This window comes from Haloferula chungangensis (assembly GCF_042664875.1).
Classification (GTDB): domain Bacteria; phylum Verrucomicrobiota; class Verrucomicrobiia; order Verrucomicrobiales; family Akkermansiaceae; genus Haloferula; species Haloferula chungangensis.
In genome coordinates this window covers 1-26,884 of sequence record NZ_JBHTBS010000016.1, presented here as the reverse complement: position 1 = coordinate 26,884, position 26,884 = coordinate 1, and the positions used below count along the sequence as shown (strand labels likewise).

Genomic DNA, 26,884 nt, shown 5'->3' with positions numbered 1-26,884 from the left:
CCTAAGCATTGCCTCAGCAATGACTTCAGACGCCGATGAACCCAATTCCCTGCGGGGAATGTATAAGGAATTTTTCCTCGATTACGCATCGTACGTGATCCTCGAGCGCGCCGTGCCGCACTTGCATGATGGCCTGAAACCGGTGCAGCGGCGGATTCTGCACTCGATGAAGGAGCTCGATGACGGTCGCTACAACAAGGTGGCAAACCTGATCGGGAACACGATGAAGTATCACCCCCACGGTGATGCGGCGATCGGCGCCGCGACGGTGAACATGGGTCAGAAGGATCTGCTGATCGATTGCCAGGGAAACTGGGGCAACACGCTGACGGGTGACAATGCGGCAGCTCCCCGATACATCGAGGCCCGTCTGACCAAGTTTGCGCTGGAGGTGACATTCAATCCGAAGACGACCGAATGGACGCCAAGTTACGACGGTCGGAACAAGGAGCCGGTGGTGCTCCCTTCGAAATTCCCGGTGCTCCTGGCGCAAGGAGTCGAGGGCATTGCCGTGGGGCTTGCCTGCAAGATGCTGCCCCACAATTTCATCGAGATCATCGATGGCTGCATTGCGGCACTGAGAAATCAGTCGTTCGAGCTGCTGCCGGATTTCCCCACCGGGGGTATCATGGATGCCAGCGATTACCGTGATGGGCTGCGTGGCGGCAAGGTGCGGGTGCGTGCGCGGATGCACGTCGAGAAAAAGAACCTCATCCGCATCACCGAGATTCCCTTCGGAACGACGACCGGGAACCTGATGGATTCCATCGTGGCGGCCGGCGACAAGGGAAAGATCAAGATTTCCCGGATCGAGGACAACACGGCGGACAAGGCGGACATCCTGGTGCATCTGCCATCGGGGGTGGATGCGGAGACGAGTCGCGATGCGCTGTTTGCCTTCACCGACTGCGAGCTGAGCATCTCGCCAAATGCCTGCGTGATTGCCGACGGCAAACCGCAGTTCATGGGAGTGACGGAGATTCTCAAACGGAGTGCGAATCAGACTCGTGAGCTGTTAGGCAAGGAACTCGAAATCAAGCTCGGAGAACTCAACGAGAAATGGCACTTCAGTTCGCTCGAAAAGATCTTCATCGAGAATCGCATCTACCGCGACATCGAGGAGTGCGAAACTTGGGAGGCGGTGCTGAAGGCGATCGATGATGGCTTGAAGCCTTTCAAGAAGCTGCTCAAGCGCGAGGTGACCGAGGAGGACCTGGTGCGACTCACCGAGATTCGGATCAAGCGGATATCCAAGTTCAACAAGTTCAAGGCTGACGAGGAGATCAAGGGCTTGGAGAAGGAGATTGAAGAGACCGAAAAGAACATTCGGAACCTCACCCGTTTCACAATTCGCTGGTTTGAGGAATTGAAGAAGAACTTCGGCAAAGGTCGCGAGCGTCGGACGGAAATTTCTTCCTTTGAAAAGGTGGACCGGACGCAGGTGGTTGCGGCGACCGAGACGCTGTATCTCGATGAGAAGAATGGCTTTGCCGGTTACGGACTGAAGAAGGAGACCGCGATCGAGAAGTGTTCGACGCTGGATGACGTCATTGCCTTCACGGCGGACGGCAAGGTCAAGGTGATGAAGATCGCGGACAAGGTGTTCGTGGGGCAGCGACCGATCCGGGTGGCGATCTTCCGCAAGGACGAGGATCTCATTTACTCGATGATCTATCGCGACGGAAAAGACGGGCCTTTGTTGGCGAAGCGATTCCGGATTGGGGGCGTCACGCGGGATAAGGAATACGACCTGACCAAGGGCAAAAAGAACTCACGGATCTTCTACTTTGCGGTGCACAAGGATGAGGCATCGAGCAACGACCAGATGCTGATCGTGCATTTGAAGCCGGCGCTGCGACTCCGGAATGTGAGTCGTCCATTCCACTTTGCCGAAGTCGGAATCAAGTCGCGCGGCAGCGGCGGCAACATCGTCACCAAGCTTCCGGCCGAGCGCATTGCCCGGGCTCCGAAGGATCTCGACCTGGAATGATGGCGAGGGAGACCGCTTGGCAGGACGGGCTTGAGATCGCAGACTTCGACCATGGAAATCACTCCGATTGCTCGAGTCAGAACTTGCTTCGGTGAGAAATTTGCGGTGCCGCGACAGCCGGGGCTTTGTCCCTCAGCCTGGGGCGAGCTGATTTTTGAAAAGGATTTTCGCCACAAGGAAGCGGTGCGGGGGTTGGAGGGGTTCTCCCATATCTGGTTGATTTTCCATTTTCATCAGACGGCGGATCGCGGCTGGTCGCCGACCGTGAGGCCGCCACGACTCGGAGGAAACCAACGCGTCGGCGTGTTTGCGAGTCGTTCGACATTTCGGCCAAATGGGATGGGTCTGTCGCTCGTCCGTCTCGAGAGCGTTGACCTCGAACGCGAAGATGGACCGGTTCTGAAGTTGGGCGGCATTGATCTGGTTGATGGAACGCCGATTTTCGATGTGAAACCCTATTTGCCCTACGCCGAGGCATTGGGAAGCGCGACCGGCGGATATGCCGATGAGCTTCCGCCGCGCTTGGAAGTGAGGGGAGAAGATAAACTCGTGAGCCTTTCTGAGCGCGATCAGGCCGTCATCAAGGAAGCCCTCTCGCTCGACCCACGTCCCGCCGCCGGGCGCGATGAAGCGGGTAGGGAGCATGGCGTGCTGATGTGCGGGGCCAACATCCGCTTCCGGGTGGTCGAGGGATGCTGCCATATCAGCGGAATCGAGCCGCTCGGCCTTCGGGATTGAAAACTTAAGATTTCCGTATTAGTTTGCCCTCGTGATGCCAATACGCCCAACCCTTTACGGTACTAGCTTGGTGGCTTTGTTTCTTTTTGCCTCCTGCAAGGAGCGAGGAGAAGTGGAGCGGGAGAGCCTCTCGGTGGCGGGTTACGAGGTGACTCAGGAAGCCTTCTTCAGAGCGGCGGAGAGCGATGACGTGCGGGCGATGAAAACGATGATCGACGCGGGTCTGGCGCTTGACTCGATGGATGAACGGGGGAGGACGGCGCTTCATGCGGCGGCGGGATCGGGTGCCATTCAGTCGATTGATTTCATGCTCGATCGAGAAATGGACGTCAATGTCAGGGACGCCAATGGCCGCACTCCGCTGATGGAGGCGGTGATGGAGTCGACGCCTGAAACCGTCCGTTATCTGCTCCGGCAAGGGGCTGATCCATCGCTCAAGGATGATGAAAAATTCAAGCCGCTGATGCTCGCGGTACGCGATAGCCGTAAGAGCATGGTTCCGGAACTGGCACCCTATGTGAGAGAGGATCTCGATGATGCCCTGCTTGCGGCGGCCATCCTGGGGCAGGCTGAAGTGATCGATGAGTTGACGAACTTTGGTGCGAGCATCTATGCGCGGATTGATGATGGGCGCACTCCCTTGATGCTGGCGGCTCAGAACGGTCACCCGGAGGCGGTGGAAATGCTTTTGGAGATTGGGGCAAACCGCTTTGCCATGGATCAGAAAGGTCGGACGGCCAAGGATCTGGCGGAGGAATCCGGGCACGAGATGGTCTCAATGCGACTCGCCGAAGGGCCCCAGGAAGGGGATTTTGAACTCAGCGAACCGGTTGAGCTCGGAATGGAAATGGCGGCAGAGGTCGAAAAACATCTGGTGGATGAAGCTTCTGAACTGGCCTCGAACGAGACACCGGATCAGGAAGCGGATCAGGAAGCGGATCCCCGCGAGACAGCAGCTGATGGTGAGAGCTCTGGTGAGATGGCAGCCCATCAGAATGGTTCGACTTCCGGCGTGGGATCGGCGGATGCGGATCAAGGGACACCATGGAACCAGCCGCTGCCCGGACAAGGTGAAGGTGCCGTTGGTAGGCTGCCTCAAGCGAAGAAGGCACCGGAATTTCTCGATGGAGTCGTCCTTGAAGGAGATGCTGTTAGTAACAGCGAACGCCCGGCGGCCGTTGCCGAAAATGCGCTGCCTGAGCCATCGCCGTCTCCAATCATCATGCGTTCCTACCGTCAGCGCGAGCTTCCGCTGATCGTCGAGTCTGCGGACAAGGGAGTGGCCTCGGTTCGAATGGTTGGGGGGGAGACTCAGAAGGTCAGCGAGGGGACCACGATTCCGGGAACCACTCTGCAAGTGATCAAGGTGCATCGCAAAATGCAGAGCGGCAAAGAGAACTTCGGGAACCCGGTCGAGGTATCCGTGGTCGAGATCAAGGATAGCCGCACCGGCATGTCACGGGACCTGGTTGCAGAGCTTCCAGCCCTGGCTCATGACCCTGTCGCCCTCGTGGAAGATTCGTCGAGCGGACGCTATTATGTGGCCCGCGCCGGTCAGCGATTCAAGACTGCCGACGGAACGGACTACCTGGTCGCTGATGTGAGACCCAATCAGGTGGTGATCGAAAACGTGCAGACGCGTGCAACCACCACCATCCCGCTGCGCGGACCGCGTGGCTGATCCCTTTTTCCATGGACGAAACGACAACGCTCAATCCCGGTTCTCCGGTTCGACAGTTTTCCATCCTGCTTCAGAATCGAGCCGGGGCGCTCGCCTCGCTGGTGAAGTTGCTGAGAAACAACACGATCGAAGTCGTGGGCATCAGTGTGCAGGATTCCCGGGATGCAACCGTGGCGCGACTGGTGGTTACTGACCCGGATACCACCGAGCAGATTTTCATGGAAAAGGGGATTCCTTTCACAAGTTGCGAGCTGCTGGTGATTTCGCTCAAGGAAGCAGGACCGGAATTGTTGCCGGTGCTCGATACCCTGATGATTGCGGAAACGAATATCGACTTCGCCTACGGCCTGCTGCCCTCGCAGAATGGGCGCGCGATGCTCGCGATGCACGTGGAAGACTATGACTTCGCGGTCTCGGTGATGAACCAAGCAGGCTTCAAGCTCATCTATCAGGAAGACCTGAGCCGCTGATCGGAGTCAGCGGCTCTTCGCTTTCTGAGAAGTTGTCACTCGGAGCGGGAGAGCTTGCTCAATCCACGTTGCAGGAGTTCTCCGTCGACCTGGGTCGATACCACTTCGTCGAGGTAGACCTTGAAGTTTTCCTCGTCGAACTCGATTGAGTGCAGTCCGTCGCCGGGGACATCGTCAAATGCTGCGATGAGCGACTTCATGTCACGCACCGGCTTGCCGTTCACCTCGGTGACAATGAGGTTTCGGAGAGGTTCGTATCCCACGGTGGCCGGGGTGGCGATGACTCCTGCGAGGAAAACGACGCGCTCGTAGCGATCCTCGTATTTGTCGGGATTCTCAAGCACGTCGAGAAGATTGAGGGGCGCACGCGACTCCCACTCGTCGCCGAAGGACTCCAACAAGGGGCGAGTGAGCTCCTGGAAGATGAAGCCTCCCTTGACGAGGAAATTGGGGGCCTTGCCGAAGAGGTAGCCGGGAACCAATTCGTTCTGCCGATCGCGACGCTCAAGTTCGACGTTGAGTTCCAGGGTTTCGCCATCCCGGAGGATGCCCAGCGTGACGCTTTCGCCCGCGCCCTTCGCGCCACGAACCAGATGGCTCCAGTAGGTGCGGCCGTAGATGGGGTGCTCGAAGTAGCCCATGCGGTCGATGTCGTGACCATCGACGACGGTGATGACGTCGCCTTTTTTGAGCTCGGCAGCTTCCGCAGCACTGCCTTTCCGCACTTTGGCGATGTAGAGGCCTCCGACGTCATCGGAAAGCTTCAGCCAAGAGCGGAAGCCCGCATCCTCGGTGCGTGCGGTGGAGACACCGAGTGAAGGGAAGCCCTGATAGTCGCCATCCGCGGCATCTTCCAGGAACCGGGAAAGAATCTCGGTGCCGGTGATGTCGCTGATCTGATCCTTGGAGTTATAGCTTGTTAGAAGCCCCGCAAGTTTGCCGTCGTGCAGCGCCGGCACGGAAAAGCTGCTAGCGGCACTCTGCATCGACGCTTTCACCTCGTAGGTCAGGAAATACTCACCGGGCAGGAAGTTGGCGACAATGTCGATGCTCTGAACCGGCCCACGGGTGACGAGAAGAGTGCCGTTTTCCTCGACCTGAATGGCTTCGACGCTGTCTCCGAGTCCGAAGGGCTCGGCGATCTCAAGCGGCACCAGGCCTTCGGAAAAGGAGGCGTCCGCTTCAGGGTCATCAAGACCGATCAAGGCGAGATTCGCTTCATAGTCGACCGCAATGACCTTGCCTTGAGCGAGCTTCTTTCCATCGATGGATTCCAGCTCGATCATGGTTGCATCGGCGACCATCTCAGAGGTGGTAATGAACTGGCCATCTCCGACAACCGCGGCAAGCGAGCGTCGCTTGCGTGGTGGCTGCTTCTCCCAGGGTTGCCCTGGATTCCACTTTTGGCGGGTGGAGTTGATGCGGATGACCGACTGCTTGGGATCGGCGGGGGTGGCTGCGGGCTCGGCGATCTTGTCCGGCTCGGATACCTGAGCTTTGGAGGCTTGTTCGCATGATGAGAGAACCAGGACCGAGAGGGCGGTGAGAAGGATGCAGTGACGCATGGTCGAAAAATTTTTGGCTGGGGCTGGAAAGCAGGGATCTCAGTCTTCGAGATTGGAGAGGTGGTCGATGGCGTAGATCCGCTGGATCCGCTCGTTGGCTTCGGCGACTTTTCCGGTCGGAATGATCAGGGGTCTCGAGCCACCGAAGAGCTCGATGACGTGAAACTCGGGCGGCGTCTCCGCATTGAGGAGTTGGTTGGCCTGCTTGAGGTTGGTCACCTTGACGCCGTTGATCGTGTCCACGGCGAGTCCCGTGAATCCAGTCATCTGGCTGTTGATCGGATCGCTCTCGATTCGTGTGAGCACCACAATGTCTTCGCGTTCGGTAAAGATCCCCTTGGGCAGGTAGTCTTGATAGAGACGGCGGACATTGATGTCGGAAAAGCTCTTGGTCGCGAAGAGATTGGTGTCGAGCGGTTGAAACACGAGACCCGCGTAAACGATGTAGCGCGGCTTCTTTTCATACTGGATGGCATACATCCGGTTCTGGGGAAGGGTTTTGAGCTCGACGTCCTGATCGTGCCAGGTGCCTTCCGAAAGGTAACGGAGCAGGACTTTATCGCCGGCAAATTTGCGCTCGACGATCTCATTGAGATCCACTTTCGCTCCATCGATGAGGATCTGTCCGGCACTGTCGATGGCGTTGCCATCGATGGAGAAGAGGATGTCGCCGGGCTTGAGGATTCCGTCGCAGGAACCATGGGGAATGACATTGGTCACGAGCACGCCCACGCCGTTTCTCGGGAGCTGGAGGGCTCGGCGCATCGCATCGTTGTAGAGCGGAAAGGTGGAGACGGCGAGGTCGACGTAGTGATCATAGCTGCCGTCCTCGATGTCCTTGAGGAAGCGGCGGACGACGGGTGTGGGAATGATGTAGCCGGTATTGTCGGCTTCGCGGAGCCCCTGGAAGGCCACGCCGACGACTTTGCCGTTCTGCACCACCGGTCCACCGGAGTTGCCGGGGTTGATAGCGGCATCAATCTGAATGATCAGGTGCTGGTCTGCACGCGAGTGGGAATAGGCCGAGAAATCAATCCGGGAGACCACCCCGCGGGTGACCGAAAGACGTTCACCACCGATGGGGTAGCCGATGACTCGGACCTGACTCTCGAGTTCCGGAACACCGTCGATTTCAAATACGGGGAAGTTTTCGAAGTCGGTGAAGTCTTCGACCGACAGCAGCGCGAGGTCGCAGTCGTGGGCGATGAATTCGACTTTGGCCGGGTACTTGACCGGGCTGCCGTGAATCGTGATGAGCAGGCGTCGGGAATTCGAGACGACGTGGGCGTTGGTCAGGAAGCGGTTTTTGCCGACCAGGAAGCCGGTGCCGATTCCTCCGCCGTAGCGCCCGCTGTTCCATGGCGTGGCATAGTCCGGGACCTGCACCGCCGATTCGATCCGCACGACGGAGCGATAGATATCTGATGGAGTCCCGGCCGGAGTATCGGGAATCGCCGTCTGGGCAGCGAGGGGGAGAAACAGCAGGGCCGAAAGTAGGGCGAAGAGACGCGCAAGCATTGGCGCGAGGCTACGAGGGAATCTCGCCGGTGCAAGACGAATGGCGAGGGTGACGAAATCAGAAGCCCGCCTCAGACATTGAAGCGGAACTCGATCACATCGCCATCCTTGACGACATACTCCTTGCCTTCGATGCGCAGCTTTCCTGCCTCCCGTGCGGCGGCCTTGTTGCCACCGGCGACGAGGTCATCGTAGTGGACGACTTCAGCGGCGATGAAGCCACGCTCGAAGTCGGTGTGGATGACGCCGGCAGCGGCAGGAGCTTTGTCGCCCTCGACAATGGTCCAGGCGCGCGTTTCCTGGACACCGGTGGTCAGATAGGTGCGCAGACCGAGAAGGTGATAGACGCCTTTGATCAAGGTGGAGACTCCGGAATCGCTGACTCCCATGTCGGCGAGAAACTCGGCCGCTTCTTCGGGTTCCAGATCGATGAGCTCTTCTTCGATGTTGGCGGAAATGACGACGGCTTCGGCGCCATGGGCTTCGGCGGCATAGGCACGAACTTTGGAGACGAGGGGATGGGAGTCGGGGTCCTTCTGTGCTTCACCCAGATCGCCTTCGTTGACGTTGCAGGCGTAAATGGTGCGCTTGGAGGAGAGCAGGAAAAATTCCTTCAGCAGTAGGCGCTCGTCGTCGCTCAGATCGATCAGGATCGCAGGGATGCCTTCGTTCAGTTTCGGAAGCAGTTTGTCGATGAGTTCGACTTCAGCCTTCGATTCCTTGTCTCCGCTTTTGGCTTTCTTGTCGCGCGATTGACGGCGCTTCTCCAGTGCGGCGATGTCGGCAAGAATCAATTCGGAGTTGATGATTTCGATGTCGCGGACCGGGTCAACGGATCCGAGCTCGTGAATGATGTCGTCGTTTTCGAAACAACGGACGACCTGCACGATCGCATCGGTCTCACGAATGTTGGCGAGGAACTTGTTGCCGAGACCGGCACCTTCGGAAGCACCCTCGACAAGACCGGCGATGTCGACGAACTCGATCGCGGTGGGCACCAGCTTTTTGGAGCCGGAGATCTTCGAGAGCACGGCGAGTCGCTCGTCCGGCACGGTGACGACACCGACATTCGGGTCGATCGTGCAGAAGGGATAGTTGGCGGCCTCCGCATTGCGTGTGCGGGTAACAGCATTGAAGAGGGTCGATTTCCCGACGTTTGGCAGTCCTACGATTCCGGCCTTAAGCATGGCGGCCGAGGCTTAGGGGAGAGGGCGCTGGGGAGCGAGAAAATTCCCGGTGCTTTAAGAAAGAATCCTTCGAACGAAATCCGCCTGCCGATCGTGACAGGCATCGACGGCGGGTGGCGGGGTGCCGATCGGCATTCTTTCGTCCCGCCGAGTGCCCGGCAAATGCCGCAGCGAGCGATCCCGAAGATTCGTGCAGGCAAACGAGCGTAGGTTCGGGGCGCATCGTCGCCAAAAATCACTCAAGGGGTGGCAGCAAGCCGCCGTCCATGGCTCCGCTGTCGTCGGGGAGGGCAGGTTCCTTGAAATTGATGGGACCGAGGAAGCTCCAGAAGCTATTCTGTTTTTGCTGGTAGGCAATCGCCTGGTCTTCGCCTGAAGGGAGTTCCTTGAGTTCGTCTTCGCGCGCTTCCACAACCGGCACCCGGGGACCGAAGGGGGACATGGTGAACTCGGCGACTTTCCCGAATCCGCTGCCAATGCCGCTGCCGACTTTTCCGAATCCTGCGCCGACTTTTTCCATGCCCGCGGTGGTTCCTGTCTTCACCGAGTCCATCGGGCCGCACGAGGCCATGAGAATCGTGGCACCAAGTGTGGTGATGCCTTTCAGTGTGGGGAGGAGCACTTTCATAAGGTAAATCAGATGCTGTGCCGTGGTCGCACAAGATCGTTCCGCGGTCGCTGGAATGGCAGATAACTAGCCAAGATTTTCTCAGAGGTCAACTGGCTTGGCGGCCTGTTAGGAGCCGATTTTCGTCCTTAAGATATCCGTAATGTCTCCCCTCAGTTCGTGCCCAAGGGACGGAGCACAAGGAAGTTGCGGACCGGTTTGTTCCAGAAGGGGCGATCAAAGTAGGGGCCGTTCGAGACGGAGGAGGACGCCCAGATTTCCGAGGATCGGCCACCGTCGAGATTGAGGACGGTGTCCAGGCTGACCGGGCCGATCGATTGACCGGCGAGCGCAGCTGCCAGCGAACGCAATGAGCAGGCACCCGTGCGCGCGATGATCCAACCGTTCACTCCATCGGAAGCCACAAAGCAGCGGGCGGACGACTGTTTTTCAGAAAGCCCGCCGACAGCGCGATCATGCTCGACGAGGAAGGGCCCGGATTGGAGGGCCTGGTTGCCTCCCGTGAAGCGCTCGCGCCGAACCAGTTCCATGCTTCCGCCTTTGCTGAGAACAAAGAATCCGGCACCGAGGGAGGACGCGCGATTGAGGATTCCCGTGCTATCTCCATCGGCGATCAGCTTGCCTAGCGGCGTTCCTTCAGGAGTGAAAAAGCCGGCATTGATGGCCGCGATCGCCTTCGTTGCCTGACCGGCCGCCCGGCAGTCCGGCCACTTGGATCCGGGACCGCCCGGCTGATCGACCACGGCGAGGTAGTGGGTGCGGGAATCGAAGGCGATGGCGTCAATGGCGATGCCGTCCAGCTGGGTGCGGATCAAGGCGGGCGAGGAGACGGGACCCGGGGGCTGTATCGGTGCCGGGCTGGCGGCTTGAGCGACTTCGGCTTTCTGAATGTCGACCTGAGCGGATGATTCGGTTCTCGCGGGTGCTTGAAGATTGCTCGGCGATTGGGGGGATGGTGCGGAACAGGAAACGATGGCCAGCGGAAGGAGGAAAAGGAGGAGTCGCATCATGTCGGTAGCGGAACGAGAGGGGACGATTCGTGCAAATCCTTCACGCCTGCTTTCGGGCGACGGCGAGCAGCGTTTGAAAGTGAGGGGGCTCCGCTTCCCGATCAACGATGGCGGTTTCAATCTGAACGAAGCCCGCATTTTCGAGCATCGAGGCCAGCTCACCCTCGCCAAACCCCAGCCAGGTGTCGGCGTAGAGCTCGCGGGCTTGTTCGAAGTTGTGTTGAACGAGATCGAGAATGATCAGCCGCGCGCCAGGCTTGAGGGCGCGGTAGGCAGCGGCGACGGCCTTATCCGGATGAGCCGCGTGGTGAAGCGCCTGACTCAGCACAGCCAGATCGATCGAGGCGTCGTCAAGCGGCGGCTTTTCCAGATCGCCGAGCCGGTATTCAAGGTTGCTGAGGCCGTTCTTTTTCGCGAGCTCGGAGCCGAACTCGACCATTTTTGGGGAGAGATCGACGGCGATCACCTTCTCGGCGCGTTGAGCCAGAAGCTGGGAGAGCGTGCCTTCTCCGGCTCCAAGATCGGCGACCGTGCCGCTGGCCATCACTTTAATAAGCGCCTCGGCGAGTCCTTTCCACGAACGGCCCGGGACATAGTCCCGACCGAACTTCCCTGCGAGTTCGTCGAAATAGCCCCGGGCGAGATCCTGACGCTTGCGTTGGAGGTGGCGAAGCGCGGTGGCATCCTTGGCGACTTCCGGAATCTCCGCCGCCGCCTTCTCAGCCAGTGCGGCAAGCTCGGGGGCCATGAAGGAACGGTAGATGTTGTTCTTTCCACTCCGTTCATCGCTGACCAGACCCTCGGTCTTGAGCTGGGATAGTTGGGTGGAAATACGGCTTTGACCCATCCCGAGCAGCTCCTGGAGGTCGGCCACACTGAGCGACTCCTGCTCGAGTAACAGCAGGATTCGCAGGCGGGTCGGATCGGCCAGAAGCTTCAGGGATTTCAGCATTGACGGCATGCAGGGACTAATACATCAACGCATCACGATTTGACGATACGAAAAACGAAACACCTATGAGTTCCTACATTTTCTCCTCCGAGTCCGTCGGCGAAGGTCACCCAGACAAGGTCTGTGACACCATTTCCGACGCCATCCTTGACGCCTGCCTTGCGGTTGATCCGCAGTCGCGCGTTGCTTGTGAAACCTTCGTGAAGTCAAACGTCGTCGTGATCGGCGGTGAAGTGACGATTCCCAAGATCGGCCAGAAATCGATCGGCACGGTGATCGATCTCGACACCGTGATTCGCAAGGCGATCGAAGGCATTGGTTACACGAACGACGATGACGTCTTCCACGCCGACAAGGTTTTCATCAACAACTACCTCACGACGCAGTCTCCTGACATCGCTCAGGGAGTGGACGCGAAGAAGGCTGAAGGCAAGAAGCATGCCGAGCAGGGAGCAGGCGATCAGGGCATCATGTTCGGTTACGCTTGTGATGAAACTCCCGAGCTCATGCCGGCACCCATCATGTATGCGCACCGTCTGGGTCGCGAGCTCACACGCATTCGCAAAGCGGGAAAAGTGAAGTGGCTCCGTCCCGACGCGAAAACCCAGGTGTCCGTCGAATACGTCGACGGCAAGCCAACCCGCATCGTCAACGTCGTGATCTCCACCCAGCACGCCGCTGGTACGCCACACGCCGACATTGAGACCTTCTGCATCGAGAAGGTGATCAAGAAGGTGCTTCCCAAGGGAATGCTCGATTCCCGCACCGAGTTCCTGATCAACCCGACCGGCAACTTCGTCATCGGTGGTCCTCAGGGTGACTCCGGTCTAACAGGACGCAAGATCATCGTCGACACCTACGGTGGCACCGGCCGTCATGGTGGTGGCGCTTTCTCCGGAAAGGATCCTTCGAAGGTCGACCGCTCCGCCGCCTACATGGGTCGCTGGGTTGCCAAAAACATCGTCGCCGCAGGTCTTGCCAAGAAGGTTGAGATTCAGTTTGCCTACGCGATTGGTCACCCGCTTCCGGTCAGCGTGCACGTCGATACTTTCGGAACGGGAACCCTTTCCGACGAGAAGATCCTCGGCGCGGTCCTGAAGGTGTTCTCCTTCAAGCCAGCGGACATCGTCAAGCAGCTGAAGCTTCTCCGTCCGATCTACTCGGCATCCACCAACTACGGTCACTTCGGCAAGGAAGACTGCAATCTTCCATGGGAAGAAACCAACAAGGCTGCAGCCCTCAAAAAGGCTGCTAAATAGCGGCAGACGGAAGACTCTAAGACAGAAGACGAAAGATTTGAGTTGAGATGGCGATGCACAATTTCGAGGAACTTGAAGTTTGGAAACGCAGCTCCAGGCTGGCGGTTTCCGTGCTCGAATTGATCGATCCTGTGAAGCTCTACGCACTCCGTGATCAGATGGCCAGAAGCTGTATTTCTGTGCCATCGAACATCGCGGAGGGAGCGGAGCGAGATAGCGATCGCGAGTTTCGACGCTTTCTTGCCATCGCCAAAGGTTCCGCCGGCGAACTTCGGACTCAGCTCTACGTCGGGCAGCGGGCCGGTGTCTTTACCTCAGAAACAGCCACACCCCTGATCCAGGAAGCTCGCGAAATCTCCTCAATGATCGAAGGCCTCCGCAAATCCCTGCGAGGGCCCGGATTCATGGGACTCTTCCTCAGCTTCTTCTAATTCAAGTCTTCAGTCTAAAGTCTTCTGTCTTGAGGCCCATTAAAATCAATACACATCCAAACTAGTAAAATATCATGTCTACTCTAACCGAACCAACCACCCAGGACTACAAGGTCCGCGACATCGGCCTGGCCGACTTCGGTCGCAAGGAAATCGAAATCGCCGAGCACGAGATGCCCGGTCTGATGGCGACCCGTGCCAAGTATGGCCCGGAAAAGCCACTTCAGGGAGTCCGCATCATGGGCTCGCTACACATGACGATTCAGACCGCCGTGCTGATCGAAACGCTGGTCGAGCTCGGTGCCGAAGTGCGCTGGGTGTCCTGCAACATCTTCTCAACCCAGGACCACGCCGCCGCGGCCATCGCCGCCTCGGGTGTGCCGGTCTTCGCCTGGAAGGGCGAGACGCTCGAGGAATACTGGTGGTGCACCTGGAAGGCCCTCGTCAATCCTGACGGCCTCGGTCCGGAACTGATCGTCGACGACGGTGGTGATGCAACTCTCCTGATCCACAAGGGATACGAAATGGAGAACGGTTCCGACTGGGTCAATGGTCCGGCCGGAAGCACCGAAGAGCAGGTCATCAAGGATCTTCTCAAGAAAATCGGCAAGGAGCAGCCAGGTATCTTCGCCAAGATCGTGAAGGACTGGAAGGGCGTTTCGGAAGAAACCACCACCGGGGTCCACCGTCTCTATCAGATGGCCAAGGCCGGCACGCTGCTCGTTCCTGCGATCAACGTGAACGACTCGGTCACCAAGTCGAAGTTCGACAATCTCTACGGCTGCCGCGAGTCACTCGTCGACGGCATCAAGCGCGCCACCGACGTCATGATTTCCGGAAAAGTCGGAGTCGTCTGCGGTTACGGCGATGTCGGCAAGGGCTGCGCCCAGGCACTCCGCGCCCAAGGTGCGCAGGTGGTCGTGACGGAAGTCGACCCGATCTGCGCGCTCCAAGCCGCCATGGAAGGATTCCGCGTGCTGACCATCGAAGACACACTCGGCTGGGGTGACATCTACGTGACCACGACCGGCAACTTCGACATCATCCGTCTCGAGCACATGGAGAAGATGAAGGATCAGGCGATCGTCTGTAACATCGGTCACTTCGACAACGAAATCCAGATCGACAAGCTCGACAAGGCAGCCGGTGTGGTGAAAACCAACATCAAGCCGCAGGTCGACAAATACAGCTTCCCGACCGGCAACAGCATCTACATGCTCGCCGAAGGTCGTCTCGTGAACCTCGGCTGCGCCACCGGCCACCCGAGCTTCGTGATGTCGAACAGCTTCACCAACCAGACGCTCGCGCAGATCGATCTGTGGAAGAACAAGGACAGCTACAAGGCCGGAGAAGTGAAAGTGCTTCCGAAGCATCTCGACGAAGAAGTCGCACGCCTCCACCTTGAGAAGGTCGGTGCCAAGCTGACCAAACTGACGCAGGAGCAGGCCGACTACATCAGCGTGCCGGTCGAAGGCCCTTACAAGCCTGAGCACTACCGCTACTGAAGCCTTCAGAGAAACAGTTTCCAAGACCCTGTCGGCTGCGGCCGGCAGGGTCTTTTTTTTGCTACGATGTCTACCGTAGCACAAAGTAGGTCGCCCCCGCGCAGCCGCCGAGTCCGAGGATCATGGAAACGACAATTCCCGCAGTGAAGATCCGGTAGGAGGGGAGGAGTCCCCAGAACCAGCGGAAGTGGGAGAAGCAAGCGGCGGCAAGATACGTAACCGCCATCGAGCGGGCGGCGTCGCCCTTGATGGTCATGTCGGAGTTTCGGTTTCCAAACCAGATCGCCTCCTGATCGATCCAAGCTCTGGCGGCAAAGCCACTTTTTCTGGAAAAGTTGCGCGGAAATTCATGTCCTATGCTTGACGTTGCAGAACTTGTAAGCTGTGATCTTGCCAACAATGGAGAAGATATCTTGGGACGATTTGGAGCCGGGTTGTTCCCTTGGGTTCGTGGCGTTTGATGCTCCTGGAAGCAGAAGTGGGCGAATTATGGGAAAGGTTTTGGTATCATCCCTTCTTCGTAGCATGTTTCTTGGATCGATCCATGTTTTCCGGAACAGTCCCCAGCCATTGTTTCCGGTGGAGCGGGTTGGGTTGGAAGAGGTCGAAGTGGATCCTGGTTTTGACCTTTCCAAGGAGGAATTTGTTCAGTCCGCATCGATCAGATGGAGGTTCAAGATGACAGAAGCGATGGCGAATTCTAATCGGCACCAGTGGGCCGTTATCAGTGACATGGATGTGGTGCCGCTTCGGAATTGGGATCACCTGTTTGAGAACAGAGTGGAGGATGTGCTTGTCAACAAGGACTGTGAGGGACGACTGGATCCGGGCTTGATAGCCGTACGGGGCGATCGGCTTTCGGAATTTGCGGCGGAATGGAGTGCTGCCAGCTCCACCGTAGGTTTTTCAGAGAATCAGCGAATTGATGCGTTAGCTCTGGAACAGCTTCTGAGCTCGGACTCTTGGAAAGCGGGTTCATTTGAGCGAGGTGAGGTGGTGAGGCCTTTCGATGAAGGAGCCAATCTTCTCCATTGCGTTGATGCAGCGGCAGTGCATTTGGCTGGTGGAACGCTGAAGGCAAAAGCCAAGTTGGCCTTTGCTCTTCATATGATGTGGGTATACGGGGATGAAAATGGAATGTTCCTTGATATGCTTGAAAGTTGAGTGGAAATCCCTGTTCATCTTGCGCCTATTTGCTGCTTGTTTGATTCACTGGAATGAACTTCGAGAAACAGTTTCCGCTCCGCTTTTTCCTGAATTTTGGTCGCCGTGGCGATATAGGAAGGTTTCGTCTCCATCTTCCGGCGGAGGAGGTTCCGGCTCCCAGATCATGATTGCACTTGTCGCAAAGGCGGGTTTGTTTTCAGTAGTGGACTAGTGCTTCGGGAGACGTTGTGAGGAAACTTAACGGACAAGATTCTGTGAAAGACAAGTATTTGGTCGTGAAAGGCAAGGCAGGGATGGGGAATCGTCTTTTGTATTTGGCCTATTCAGTCGTGTACGCAATTGCGAGCCAGCGTGCTCTCCACATTGACTGGAGAGATGAGGTTTATTCTGATGATGGTGTGGACGCGTTCGAGGCCCTATTCGCACTCAAGGGGATCGAGATTAACAAGTTTGCTCTCCAGTCAATTGGAGACTTGGAGGTTTACCCTGAAGTATGGAGTGGAAATCTGGACATGTCGGTTGGAGAGCTATCCAGCTGTCTGAAGGAAGTCTTGGACTGCAGGTGGCGAGTTCGAGAGAACATAATGCGAGGAAGTGAGGATTTCGATGTGATGACGTCGGTGCCGGTCAGGGTAAAGTGGGGGTACAATTCCCACATCAACAATTTGCCCACTCCGGTCAAAATGGAACTGTTTGGGACTACATGCCCCAAGGTGATCCTACGATGGTTTTTCGGTGAGGTTTTGGTTCCGTGTGAAGAGGTCAGGAATCGAGTGGACACATTTTCTGAGCGGTATGGAGAGCTGATTGGTGTCCATGTGAGGCACAGTGACAAAAAGTCGGGGCAACCGGTGGAGCAGTGTTTTGAGCGAATCGATGAACTGAATTCCCTCAATCAAATTTTTCTGGCGACAGACAATGTTGAGGTCTTGGAGGAATTTGAGAGGCGCTATGGGGGTCGAATCGTGACGACAAGTAAGTGGTATCCCGAAGCAGGTCGATCAGCACACAAGAATGAAACATGTCCTGATCGATTAGAGAATGCACGTGAAGCGCTTGTAGATATTTACCTGCTGGCCAAGTGTGAGACTTTTCTTCGACAAGCGGGATCGACCTTTGGGGACATCTGTGATCACATTGCTGGGAGGGACAGCCCGGCTTGGAACAAGTAGAAGGTAGAGCACGAGCTCTGGAAGCTGGAGGCGAAAGGGGGGCTACTTTTCGTTGCGGTGGAGGTTGAGCTTTTCGATCTTGTGGTCAGGGGACAGGCCGGCAGCGAAAAACGATGGGGATACGTACATTTGCGCAGCGAGGGTCCCGTCGATCTCGTGGGGTTTGCCGGTAAGCCTATCAAAGTTTGTTTTCAAGGACCAACAAATCTCCTTGTTGTTGGTTTGGCTGTCAAATGGGAAGCCTTTCATGGCCAAAACGGTACCGATATAGCATTCCTCAGGCCGTTCGACTTCAACGAATAGTTCGGTAAAGTCGTCCTCGGCTAACGTTTTGGCTGCTTCTCGATCCAAGAGCAGTGCGGCAGGATGGAACTGCCAGCAGCGTGGTGGGATCCATGGATTGCCGTTGAGTGACACGAAGAATCGCGGATTCGAATCTCGTTTCTTCGCCAAGGAGGTTCTCAAAATCCTGCTTCGTGGATCCAGCCGAAGGAGTCTAGAAAGAGAGGAAAATGGTTTGATGGGGACGGAGTCGCCAGGGAGGAACACGAAGTGTGTATTGTTGGGATCAATCAGTGCTGCTTTCAGGAGGTTTAGACGGATTCTCAAGTCCCCAATACAATTCCCGGGCGTAGGAATCTGGACGCCATTTAGTTCGGGGCCAAGTTCCCGGTTGTTGGTTTCGCCAGATGCGACATAGATGGAGCATTCGTCCCTTGCATCCGAAATCCATGAATTCCAGGCTGCGGGGAATGCGGGTGGGGACTCTGACACCAGGAGAATAGCGACCTTGATGGGGGGAGGTGTATCGGAGTGGTGATGTACGGGTTCCTGAAAGTTCCAGCGAGGCGCTCCGTTTTCTGGAGGTTCATGAGATAGGATAATGTTGCCCAGTCCAGAGTAGCGTGTTCCTCCAAACATCTCAGCAGCGACGCCTGTTAGGCATCGTGCTCCTGCGAGCTGGTCGCCGTCGATATCGTAGTTTGAGTATTTGCGGTCCAATAAATTTGAGAGGCCGACGGATTGCCAAGCCAAGTTCGGGAAGGCAGCGTAGGTTGGAATATTTGCCTGCAATTGAGCAATTTGGCGGTCAGAGGAAAGGCGTTCCCGAGTTTGTTCGAGTGGGCCGGGATGGAGAGCGGAGAGGAGTTGTCGGAAATAGGGTCTTCGCACCCCGAAGGCATGATTGTCCACGGTATGTTTGCATCGCACGAGGCCTTTGGATACTCCGATGGGTGGGATTGCGTGCTGGCCGCCAAGAAAAAGCATACCCCAATCGTCCGGGAGGTCGATTTGCTCAAGCAACTGGTGGAAGTTGGGATGAAGAACGATGTCGTCTTCGAAGATGAACACGGATTCGGCACCTGAGAGGAGCGCATGTCGAATGATGAGTCTTTTTGTCAGTGAGCAGGCGTACTTGCCTTTGGTGCGGTAGCCTCTGGAGTGTTTTACCCACCGGGCGTCAATGGCCGCGAAACGTTCGACCATCAGCTCCACACTCTCGAACTGAAACTCCGCCTCGCAGCGCCGATCCTGTCGGCGTCCAAGGTTCATGTAGTAGCGAAGGGGGAATGTTTCAGAGAATTTCATCGATCACTTTAGGGTCTGTGGGCCATTGTCGGAGAACAAATCAATTTTCCAACATTTTTCCTAGTGAAGTGTGACCTTGGATGTATCGTCAATCAACGTCATCAAGATGATTAATGACTCCTCTCCAACGACCATGGATGCGAATTTGAGGATAGATACTGGCTCGATGGGAGGAGAGACTGAGGAGAGCCGTTCATCTCTTTGTTTGCATTGGGTGATTGGGGGGGAAGGGACGGGGCATCATGCCCTGCGTCATGCATTTGATCGATATTTGAAACGACCGGATGTATTGGACAAAGGGCCGCACTATCCGCTTTGGGTGAGAATGTGGGATGCCCATCTACCAAGGTTGCCGCGAAAGGCGATTCAGGGAGCCTTTCGCTCGCTGGTGGCCCAGTATTGTGCTTCGGGTGTGCGAGCGATTTTCGAGGATACGTCGTTCCCCTACGGCGGAGTGGGTAATGTTTGGTCACGGTTTGCTTCCCCCAAGTCGAGGCGGGGCCCCTTGCGGCGACCGGACATTGCGGAGATGCTTCGATTGCTGGAGGGTCTTCCGATGAAGATCCTTGTGCTTCACCGGTCACCGATTTTGACGGTGAACAGCACGTTAAGTAGAGGTTTTTCTTCGGATCTTCAATTTGAGGCGGAACTGGCGGAGACCACGCATCAATACATCGCGGAGCAAGTCGGTTCCCTTCCCGAGTCCAGTTACAGGACCTTGGCATTTGAACGGCTTGTGGAGGATCCGTTGACCTGCCTTAAGGCCCTTGCCCAGTGGTGGGAGATTGACGAGACCCATGCGGCGGAGGGAGCGGAGAAGATCAGGAAACCTACGAGCCTTAATGAGGTTTCCGAGGATCGGCTCAGGTTTCTGGAACAGTATTTCTCCGAAGAGAAGCGCCTGCGTTGGGATTCCGTTTATCAGAACAACTCCCTTGTGTCGTAATGAGACTTTTACCTCATGCTCCGAAACCTGGACTCTTCAGCCAGATTAACTTTGTGATTACGCAAATCGACAGGCTGGGGCACGCCGACTTTTATGTCGATTGGAGGAAGGATGGGAGCGGTCGAGAAGGGACAATTTATGGACCGCCTGACGGGAGTAATCTCTTCGATTCATTGTTTTTTCAAGACGAGAGGCACCGGGAATCGGACAACGTTGTGTGTCGGTGGCCTCACAATCGCTATACCGGCAGTCATGCGGATCAGCTTTATCTCAGGGAAGATGGGTGGAGGTGGGATCTTCACGAATGTTGGCAGAAGTTGAGAGTGTTGCCTTCGATTTGTGAAGCGGTGGACGAGTTTTGTGGAGATTGGGAGGAGCCCGTGACGGCTGTTCATATCCGGAACTTAAGGATTGGGGCGGAATGCGCTGGGAAAGCAGCGCCCACTTTGGAGGAATACACGGAAGCGGCATCCCGCCACCGAGGGAGGCTCTATCTCGCGACTGACAACGTGGAAGCCGTTGAGCGTTTCAAATCCCGCTTTGGTGATCGAGTGATGGTTCGGGCAATTGGGCGATCCGATGGCATGAAGCAGGAGTACCACAAGAGTCGGGTTCAAACGGTGGAAGATGCCGTGAACTGTTTGGTGGACGCCCTTATCATGTCTCGATGCCAGCATCTGATTCATTCGGTTTCAAACATTGCCACTGCGGCGCTCTACATTCATCCGGAAATGTCTCATACCTATCTGCGACTGGGGAGGAAGCATGAGTTCGGGGGGGCAGAGCCCAATCCCCACCGAGTATCGATCCGGAAGATGGTCCGAGTATCTGAGGCGGACAACCTTTGTTACTTCTTTGCCCAAGATTGGAGTGATTGGGTATTACTCTACCCTAATCAAGTGTTGAAGAGAGCGGGCTCCACGGCGGCTGCCAAGTACCGGACCGAGGTCGATGGCTCCATGGCCGTAAAATGGAGTGATGGACTGGAGGAGCACTTTGTGCCCACTCAACTGAAGCACATCAAGAACAGGCCTGAGTCCTTGTTTTATCGTTTGGATGCGCAACGGAGGATCATTGTCTATTTGAAGGGGGGACTTGGTAGCCAGCTGTTTACCTATGCTTTTGGCATGGCCTTGGCTAAGGCGGTAGGTGGGGAGCTTCATGCAGTGCATGAGGGTTTGGATGGGGTGTTTGGTCTTGCGCCGTTTGGAGTTTCGCGGATGGGGAATCCACCCAGGAGAAAGTCAGAGATTGTGTGGCATGAGCGCTACGAAGAGGGTGTGCAAGAAGAGATCTTTGCCGAATTGAGGGAGTGCCCGGACGATCCCGTTTGGTTGGAGGGGGACTTTCAGGATGAGCGATTCTTTTTGTCTGTTTCGGCTGACATTAGGGAAAAGTTTTACAAACCACAGGCGATACCGGGGTTACGGAACTGCGGGCCGAGGGTGGCGGTTCATATGTCGCTTGAGGAAGGGCTGGAAGGTCCAAGTGGCGAACCGATAAACGTCGACAATTATCTGGGGGCTATGGACCGGATGCGTGAGGAGTTCGATAGGCCGGTGTTTGTGGTTTTTTCGGATCGCCCTGAGTTGTGCAGGCGGATGTTTGGCGGGCGAGCGGATGTGGAGGTCTTGCTGGAGTTGTCAGAAATGGACTCCTTCTCGAAGCTGCAGTCCTGTGAGGGGGCTATTGTTGGGGATAGTGCTGTAGGTTGGTGGGCGGCTTGGTTGAGTGGAGTGGATAGGGTGGTTTTTGCGGAAACATCATTAATCTCAAACTGTTCAATTTGACCTGTCCGACGGGAGGGAAAGTTTGCAATGTTGGCAGGAGCTGGACTAAGGCAGATCTCGGGCACCTAGTGCGCCGTCTTCAAACCTGATTTTCGCGCATATCACCTTCCATCTGAGGTTTCACATCTTGCCCTGCTTAATCAAACCAAACGTCCCATCAAGGCGCCCGCGCAGGCAGATGCAGCCCATACTTCCCAATATCCGCTCCGACTGGGAACTTCCGGGCGAACCATGATCCACTCTCAAGGATCTTCTCCATCATCTCCATGGTGATCTTCTCATACTCCGTGGGTCGCCCGGCATCCTTCTCCCAATGCGACCACGTCACAGGGTTGTTGGTGCTCCAGTCATCGACCGGATATCCCAGAAGACAGAGTACTGTAGAAAAATACGCCTCATCCGGAATCTCCATTCGTTCAAAGACTTCCGTGTAATCCGCCCTCGCCACCCAATTCGCGGCGATCCGGTCGAGCAACCACCACTGGGACTGAAAGCGCCAGCAGTCGTTGGGAACCTCCGGCAATGCGGTAGCCCGGCTTACCTGTCGTTGGCCGGTTTCGCTGAGTGTCCTGCTTTTGAACCTCGGCTTCGGATTCCAATCCAGCTCGCGGAGAATTTCCGGCAGTGGGCGTACCGGCACACAGCTCTCGGAGAGAAGGACGAAATGCGTCATGCTTTCGTCCTCAAGCGCTTCCCGTAGCATCGCCAGGGTCGCCTGCACTAGCGAGATCGATCCCCATTCCGTTTCAAAATGCTCATCGATCACGCTGCCATCAAGAAAGCCACTCTCAACCGCCTGAGGATCCTTCGGGTGGCTGAAAACCCTGACTCTCTCCGGCGCAGCCGCTACATAGCCCTCCCAAACTCGGGGTAGATTCACATCACCCCGGGTCAGGAACATCAGCGCAAGCTTTGAGTCCCCTTCTTTGCGGACATATCTGTCCCCGCGCCCATACATCCGCTCCCAAGTGCGCTCGATCAGATCGTGCAGTTGCTTTTGGGTGCCTCCCTTCTCGTAGGAGGAATATTTCATCCCCGCCAGGTCCGAATCCTCGACCGCCTGCCAAGCCAGATTAGGGAAACAGGCGTAGCTCGGGATCTCATCTGCCAGCGCCGCCAAATATCGATCCGAGGCCCTCGGATGCCCGGGATCAGGCTTTCCATGAGCATCCATCGCTCGAAGTACCTGATCGTAATAGCGGGAATGGATCGCCACTGCGTGGTTATCCACCACTCCATGTTTCTTGATCCGAACCAGCCCGGGTGCCGCAGGCTCTGGCTCCAGATGATGGGCGCAACCAAGATACAGAATCCCCCAATCCTCCGGTAGCTCCATCATCTCCAGAAGACCCAGTAGGTTGGGATGGAGCACGCAATCGTCCTCAAGCAGTAATACCGCCTCCGCCCCCCGCTGCCGCGCCCGCCGCACCGCCAACCTTTTCGTCAGCGCCAAAGCGTAGCGACCTCCTGACTCGTAGCCCCTCACTAGTGGGGAAAATGCAGTCAATCTCTGGATGCTTGGAGCGGGCGGCTCCCCGACGAATAGGTTTACATCCCCGTCACTGGCCTCCTCCTTCCCTTTCTCTAGCGACATCCGCTCCACAAAACGCGCATCCACCGCCGGGAATCTCTCCGCCGTGATCCCGGTTTGCAAAAGCTTCCGTTCAAATTCCCCTCGACGATCCCCCCGGCGTCCCAAATTGATCCAGAATCGCTCTGGAAACGTCTTCTCAAAATCCATGACAACCAATGTTATTACAATTTCTCACCACCAAGCGGTCCAAAATCCTGACGGCCTATGGAAACAAGAACAAAAACCACGGAACACTCAAAATACACAGAATTCCAGACTGATTGAAGAAACCTCTCATCTGGCCCAGAGCACAACCCCACAGGTCCCCAACCCCATCAATTTTCCGTGTATTCGGTGAATTCCGAGGTTCATCAATTCCCCCTCGACGACTCAAGCATGTCGAAAAACAAGCCATCCCTGTCTCCATACACCGCCATCATGTGAAAGGCGAAGGCTGACTTCTGCTTCATCTCCGGCTAGGTCCACCAAAATGCATCACCGCCGCATTGGCCAAATCCTCGACTGTCACCCCCGGATCCCCAGCTCGGAGCACCTCCCCTCGCTCGAACTCGGCCACAGCGAACTTCCCGGAGCTAACCACACCATTCAATTCCAACACCTCAACCATATCCAAATATTCGCCCAGACGCTCACCACTCACTGCCACAAAACCCGGATCGTAGCCTATCCCGGACCGAGCCACCAGAAGCTCGCCCTCATCAATTAGTAAATGATCAAGATTTCTCAGCGCCAAGCAATCGGCATCTGCGAGAACGACCCAGCTCGCTGGTCTGGAGTTCTCCCTCGCAAACTGGTGAAGTCTCGCCCTTCCGGCAACCCTCAAATCCGAATCCCCGCCACCCATTATCTCCGCCCGCGTTTGCAATTCCACCTCCCCCAAGCCCTCCCTCGGGACGGGAAAAAATGCCTCCGGAAAACTCCGTCCGATCGCGATCTCTCCATCCCTCAACAACGAAGCCGCCCACAGCTTCCAGCTAGCCCTCCACTGCCTAGATGCCTTCACTTCGAGGGCTACACTTAGAATTTGAGCGTCCATCGTTAATTTGAGCGAATTTCAGCACAAGCCATCCCTAGCTGTAGCGAATTGTGAGTCGGAAGAAAAATTGGCTTGCCAACTTTATTCGGGAGTATTTCATACGCTCCAGCATGAACACATCTAATTTCCTACCGCCCCCCGTTCGTTTAAGTCAAGCGTTTGATGGAGTTGCTGGTGGTGGAGTGACCAGAAGGCTGTTTATTAAAAGAACCGGCGGGGCGACAGTTGCCAGCATAGGAGCTTGGAACCTCTCCACAACCTCAGCTACTGCTGCCGACGAATCAGACGGTAGCTGGCTGATCAAATTAGACAGCTCAAATCCAGGAGACGGCGCAAACCAAGCGACCCAAGGTGCCAAGTCGAAATATGGATGGAATTGGAAGTCAGCGCTAGTTACGATCAACGGGTCTCAACACCTACTAACAACCAGATGGCAATGCACTCCAAACCCAAAGCATCCGACCGATCTAGTGGGCACCAAAAAAGAAGCTTGGGATTTCGGAATCACTTTCCTTGCCCAAGTGCGATCAAACCCAGGAGCAATACCTGTGAACTTTCCCTCAAACGGTCAAGAAGACTACATGGTTTATGGAGGACAGTATTACGGAACCCTCGTGGCTGACGCGGGATTTTCAGGACAAGCGGGTAGCAGTGGCACAGTGACACTCCAAGAGACCCTAGTTCCCTTCCATTTCCCGAATGGAACAGAAATACAGCAGTGTAAGATCTCTCACAACCCCGTTGACGATCACGAGGAGTTTTACGCGAATAGTACGGAGCAGTATAAATTAATCCTCGCTGTTCGCTCAAATCCAGTAAATGGAGACCAAGCATCCTCTCACTCTTATCAGGCTGTCATAGTAGCGGGAATAATCAAAGAAATGCTACCTGTTTCACCAAGTAGTTTCAAAATAAGCTATACTCCCCCTACCCAAATTTCGATTGATGTTAACGTAACGGCCCCTCCGGGCGAAGGAACAACCGTTAAGATAACTGAAATAACAACCAGTATGGGCCTGGGATTTGTAGCGATTAAAGACTAATGCGTACCCGACTAAAATCACAACGGAATACCATTCCTGCTTACGGGCTTTTTAGGCCAATTATGAAATCCTACAACGTCTTCTTACTCATCGCTGCATTCTGTTTGTGTGCCTGCAATAAGCATGACATTCCGAAACATGACGCCGAATTAAATAACGGTAATGATACATTACGTGATAAAAAGTCGAAGCTAATCAGCGATAGTAGCGCAGGACCAAGGATTTCACTCTCGCGATCCGAACTTGCTGATGAGGAAAGGACGGCAGATATATTGAAAACTGCCACCACCGAGGAGCTGATCGCAATTTTCCAAAATTTAAATTACAAAGATCCTAAAAAGGCTTGCGAGCTAATATTAAGCCTCCCATTTAGCAAGCAAAAGATTCTACTTCGTGCATCAGTCTCTGAATTGGCAAAAATTGACCCTTTGGAGGCATTTGAAATTACTAATTCATTAGGAGCTGGAAACCTAAGAAAGGAGTGCATGTGGTCTGTAGGTCGGGAGTTCAGCTCAGACGACTTTGTCAAAATTGGACCCAACCTTGCTCAGCTCTATCCTGAAGATATTGTAAGCTTAGTGCATGCACTTAACGCATCTACCGTTCAGGAAAACGAAAAAATAGTCCGAACGCTGGAATCCAGTGATATTCGAGGTGAAGCATTGACAACCGCAAGAACAAGATTTGCTTATTCCCTTGGGGCCTCAGACTTGACCGACCCCAACACAAAAGTAGTTAGAAACCTGAATGCGCTTGAAAAGGAGGCATTTGTAAACGGAATGATATCGAATAGCCCAGACGCAGCCTTGCGGAGTGCGCTCAAGTTTTCCGAGAATGATCCAAGTTTTCTGAAAGAAGTAAAAGGGCAATTGATTGCATCCCTCTTCGAGGAAAATGGACCAGCTGACACAATTTCACACATTGCAAGTATGCAGAAATTTGAAGGGCAGGGATTTCTTATATCCTCTGCTTTTGAGGCATGGATTTCCGAGGAACCCGGCTCTGCCTCTAAGAGTATTCGTGAAATGAAAGGAGGCGACAGTAGAACACTCGGAATAAAAGCAATAATTGAATTTTGTAGGCGTTCAGGAGACAAGGCTTCAGAATTGGAATGGAAGGCCATTTTAGAGAACCCTTAGCAGCCTGTTGAAAACCCGGAATCGCGGAGAGCTGGATGAGATTCCGGGTGGGACGGCTTCGAAACTTGGTACAAAAAGATGCTAGGCAAACAGTGGTTTGACGGGGCAAAACAATTTTGGTAGGAAGCTCGCAACATCATGAAAACCAAGGAGGAAGCAAGTGATTGGTCGAAAAGGCAGGTCTCCCGACAGCTCCGATTCCGGGCGGATTTCGGCGGGGGAAGCAAAAAAAGATGCCAGGCAAACAGTGGTTTGCGACCGAACGGTTGATTTGTAATGTAAGACTCGATTTTCTTAAATCCCGCGTTTAAATAATAGCATGAGCGAGCAAAAAAGAGCTAGATCCGAATGGCACTGTTTTAAGCGAGAGACCGGGGTTTTCCTCGATGAGGGAGGTCCCGGTATTCCGCTCTCGGAGCCGTCAGATAGCTGAAGGGTTTCGGCCGTTTCTTCTTGGCTCTGGGTTCACGACG

At 55.5% G+C, this 26,884-nt stretch carries 23 protein-coding genes; 13 read left to right on the top strand and 10 right to left on the bottom strand.

All coding sequences use genetic code 11. The features are described from left to right. The first annotated feature begins 19 nt into the window (after window positions 1–19). Genes ACFQY0_RS19565 through ACFQY0_RS19550 form a run of 4 tightly spaced genes read left to right on the top strand, consistent with a single transcriptional unit; the run spans window position 20 to window position 4,879 of the window. Window positions 20–1,990 carry a DNA gyrase/topoisomerase IV subunit A gene (locus tag ACFQY0_RS19565; RefSeq protein WP_379716149.1) on the top strand — a complete coding sequence of 657 codons (1,971 nt, stop codon included), beginning with the start codon at window positions 20–22 and terminating at the stop codon, window positions 1,988–1,990. Window positions 1,991–2,041: 51 nt separating this feature from the next. Then, window positions 2,042–2,728 (top strand): tRNA (N6-threonylcarbamoyladenosine(37)-N6)-methyltransferase TrmO, encoded by a 687-nt coding sequence (gene tsaA / locus ACFQY0_RS19560; protein WP_379716146.1) that lies wholly within the window; start codon window positions 2,042–2,044, stop codon window positions 2,726–2,728. A 34-nt stretch (window positions 2,729–2,762) separates the two neighbouring features. Next, window positions 2,763–4,409, top strand: a complete 1,647-nt coding sequence (locus tag ACFQY0_RS19555) for an ankyrin repeat domain-containing protein (protein ID WP_379716226.1) — start codon at window positions 2,763–2,765, stop codon at window positions 4,407–4,409. An 11-nt stretch (window positions 4,410–4,420) separates the two neighbouring features. Then, window positions 4,421–4,879: an acetolactate synthase gene (locus ACFQY0_RS19550; RefSeq protein WP_379716143.1), complete on the top strand. Its 459-nt coding sequence runs from the start codon at window positions 4,421–4,423 to the stop codon at window positions 4,877–4,879. A 35-nt stretch (window positions 4,880–4,914) separates the two neighbouring features. Here the strand turns inward: ACFQY0_RS19550 and ACFQY0_RS19545 are convergent, their stop codons facing one another. From ACFQY0_RS19545 to ACFQY0_RS19520, 6 genes are all read right to left on the bottom strand, one after another. Next, window positions 4,915–6,444, bottom strand: a complete 1,530-nt coding sequence (locus ACFQY0_RS19545; RefSeq protein WP_379716140.1) for a PDZ domain-containing protein — start codon at window positions 6,442–6,444, stop codon at window positions 4,915–4,917. A 39-nt stretch (window positions 6,445–6,483) separates the two neighbouring features. Continuing rightward, window positions 6,484–7,962, bottom strand: coding sequence for a S1C family serine protease (locus ACFQY0_RS19540; protein WP_379716137.1), 1,479 nt, complete (start codon window positions 7,960–7,962; stop codon window positions 6,484–6,486). 71 nt (window positions 7,963–8,033) lie between these two features. After that, complete coding sequence (gene ychF, locus ACFQY0_RS19535) at window positions 8,034–9,149, bottom strand: redox-regulated ATPase YchF (RefSeq protein WP_379716134.1); 1,116 nt, start codon at window positions 9,147–9,149, stop codon at window positions 8,034–8,036. 235 nt (window positions 9,150–9,384) lie between these two features. Next, on the bottom strand, window positions 9,385–9,777 hold the full coding sequence (locus tag ACFQY0_RS19530; RefSeq protein WP_379716131.1) for a hypothetical protein: 393 nt from the start codon (window positions 9,775–9,777) through the stop codon (window positions 9,385–9,387). Between the two features lie 152 nt (window positions 9,778–9,929). Beyond that, entirely contained in the window at window positions 9,930–10,787 is an 858-nt protein-coding gene (locus tag ACFQY0_RS19525) for a phosphodiester glycosidase family protein (RefSeq protein ID WP_379716128.1), read from the bottom strand. A gap of 40 nt (window positions 10,788–10,827) precedes the next feature. Then, entirely contained in the window at window positions 10,828–11,748 is a 921-nt protein-coding gene (locus ACFQY0_RS19520) for an ArsR/SmtB family transcription factor (RefSeq protein WP_379716125.1), read from the bottom strand. A gap of 56 nt (window positions 11,749–11,804) precedes the next feature. Between ACFQY0_RS19520 and metK the strand changes: the two genes are divergently transcribed. The 3 genes from metK (at window position 11,805) to ahcY (ending at window position 14,934) form a co-directional block, all read left to right on the top strand. Continuing rightward, on the top strand, window positions 11,805–12,998 hold the full coding sequence (metK, locus tag ACFQY0_RS19515; protein ID WP_379716122.1) for a methionine adenosyltransferase: 1,194 nt from the start codon (window positions 11,805–11,807) through the stop codon (window positions 12,996–12,998). 53 nt (window positions 12,999–13,051) lie between these two features. Continuing rightward, entirely contained in the window at window positions 13,052–13,429 is a 378-nt protein-coding gene (locus tag ACFQY0_RS19510; protein ID WP_379716119.1) for a four helix bundle protein, read from the top strand. A gap of 74 nt (window positions 13,430–13,503) precedes the next feature. Beyond that, window positions 13,504–14,934, top strand: coding sequence for an adenosylhomocysteinase (ahcY, locus tag ACFQY0_RS19505; RefSeq protein ID WP_379716116.1), 1,431 nt, complete (start codon window positions 13,504–13,506; stop codon window positions 14,932–14,934). Window positions 14,935–15,004: 70 nt separating this feature from the next. On the opposite strand, the gene ACFQY0_RS19500 is transcribed toward ahcY, so the two are convergent. Next, window positions 15,005–15,190: a hypothetical protein gene (locus ACFQY0_RS19500; RefSeq protein ID WP_379716113.1), complete on the bottom strand. Its 186-nt coding sequence runs from the start codon at window positions 15,188–15,190 to the stop codon at window positions 15,005–15,007. 269 nt (window positions 15,191–15,459) lie between these two features. Between ACFQY0_RS19500 and ACFQY0_RS19495 the strand changes: the two genes are divergently transcribed. Both ACFQY0_RS19495 and ACFQY0_RS19490 read left to right on the top strand, forming a co-directional pair. Then, window positions 15,460–16,098 (top strand): hypothetical protein, encoded by a 639-nt coding sequence (locus ACFQY0_RS19495; RefSeq protein WP_379716110.1) that lies wholly within the window; start codon window positions 15,460–15,462, stop codon window positions 16,096–16,098. 257 nt (window positions 16,099–16,355) lie between these two features. Further along, the gene (locus ACFQY0_RS19490; RefSeq protein ID WP_379716107.1) at window positions 16,356–17,273 is read left to right on the top strand and encodes a nodulation protein NodZ; all 918 of its coding nucleotides are present in this window, start codon (window positions 16,356–16,358) and stop codon (window positions 17,271–17,273) included. Between the two features lie 42 nt (window positions 17,274–17,315). Here the strand turns inward: ACFQY0_RS19490 and ACFQY0_RS19485 are convergent, their stop codons facing one another. Continuing rightward, a complete protein-coding gene (locus ACFQY0_RS19485; RefSeq protein ID WP_379716104.1) occupies window positions 17,316–18,863 on the bottom strand; it encodes a glycosyltransferase family 25 protein in 1,548 nt (515 codons plus the stop codon). Window positions 18,864–18,933: 70 nt separating this feature from the next. Here ACFQY0_RS19485 and ACFQY0_RS19480 point away from each other — a divergent pair, with 70 nt between their 5' ends. Both ACFQY0_RS19480 and ACFQY0_RS19475 read left to right on the top strand, forming a co-directional pair. After that, on the top strand, window positions 18,934–19,809 hold the full coding sequence (locus ACFQY0_RS19480) for a hypothetical protein (protein ID WP_379716101.1): 876 nt from the start codon (window positions 18,934–18,936) through the stop codon (window positions 19,807–19,809). Between the two features lie 509 nt (window positions 19,810–20,318). Continuing rightward, window positions 20,319–21,599 carry an alpha-1,2-fucosyltransferase gene (locus ACFQY0_RS19475; RefSeq protein ID WP_379716099.1) on the top strand — a complete coding sequence of 427 codons (1,281 nt, stop codon included), beginning with the start codon at window positions 20,319–20,321 and terminating at the stop codon, window positions 21,597–21,599. Between the two features lie 157 nt (window positions 21,600–21,756). Here ACFQY0_RS19475 and ACFQY0_RS19470 read toward each other — a convergent pair whose 3' ends face one another. Further along, window positions 21,757–23,085: a beta-1,6-N-acetylglucosaminyltransferase gene (locus ACFQY0_RS19470; RefSeq protein WP_379716096.1), complete on the bottom strand. Its 1,329-nt coding sequence runs from the start codon at window positions 23,083–23,085 to the stop codon at window positions 21,757–21,759. Window positions 23,086–23,638: 553 nt separating this feature from the next. After that, entirely contained in the window at window positions 23,639–24,229 is a 591-nt protein-coding gene (locus ACFQY0_RS19465; protein WP_379716093.1) for a hypothetical protein, read from the bottom strand. 110 nt (window positions 24,230–24,339) lie between these two features. Between ACFQY0_RS19465 and ACFQY0_RS19460 the strand changes: the two genes are divergently transcribed. After that, window positions 24,340–25,272 carry a hypothetical protein gene (locus tag ACFQY0_RS19460; protein WP_379716090.1) on the top strand — a complete coding sequence of 311 codons (933 nt, stop codon included), beginning with the start codon at window positions 24,340–24,342 and terminating at the stop codon, window positions 25,270–25,272. Window positions 25,273–25,334: 62 nt separating this feature from the next. Further along, window positions 25,335–26,411 (top strand): hypothetical protein, encoded by a 1,077-nt coding sequence (locus ACFQY0_RS19455; RefSeq protein ID WP_379716087.1) that lies wholly within the window; start codon window positions 25,335–25,337, stop codon window positions 26,409–26,411. Window positions 26,412–26,884: the final 473 nt, after the last annotated feature.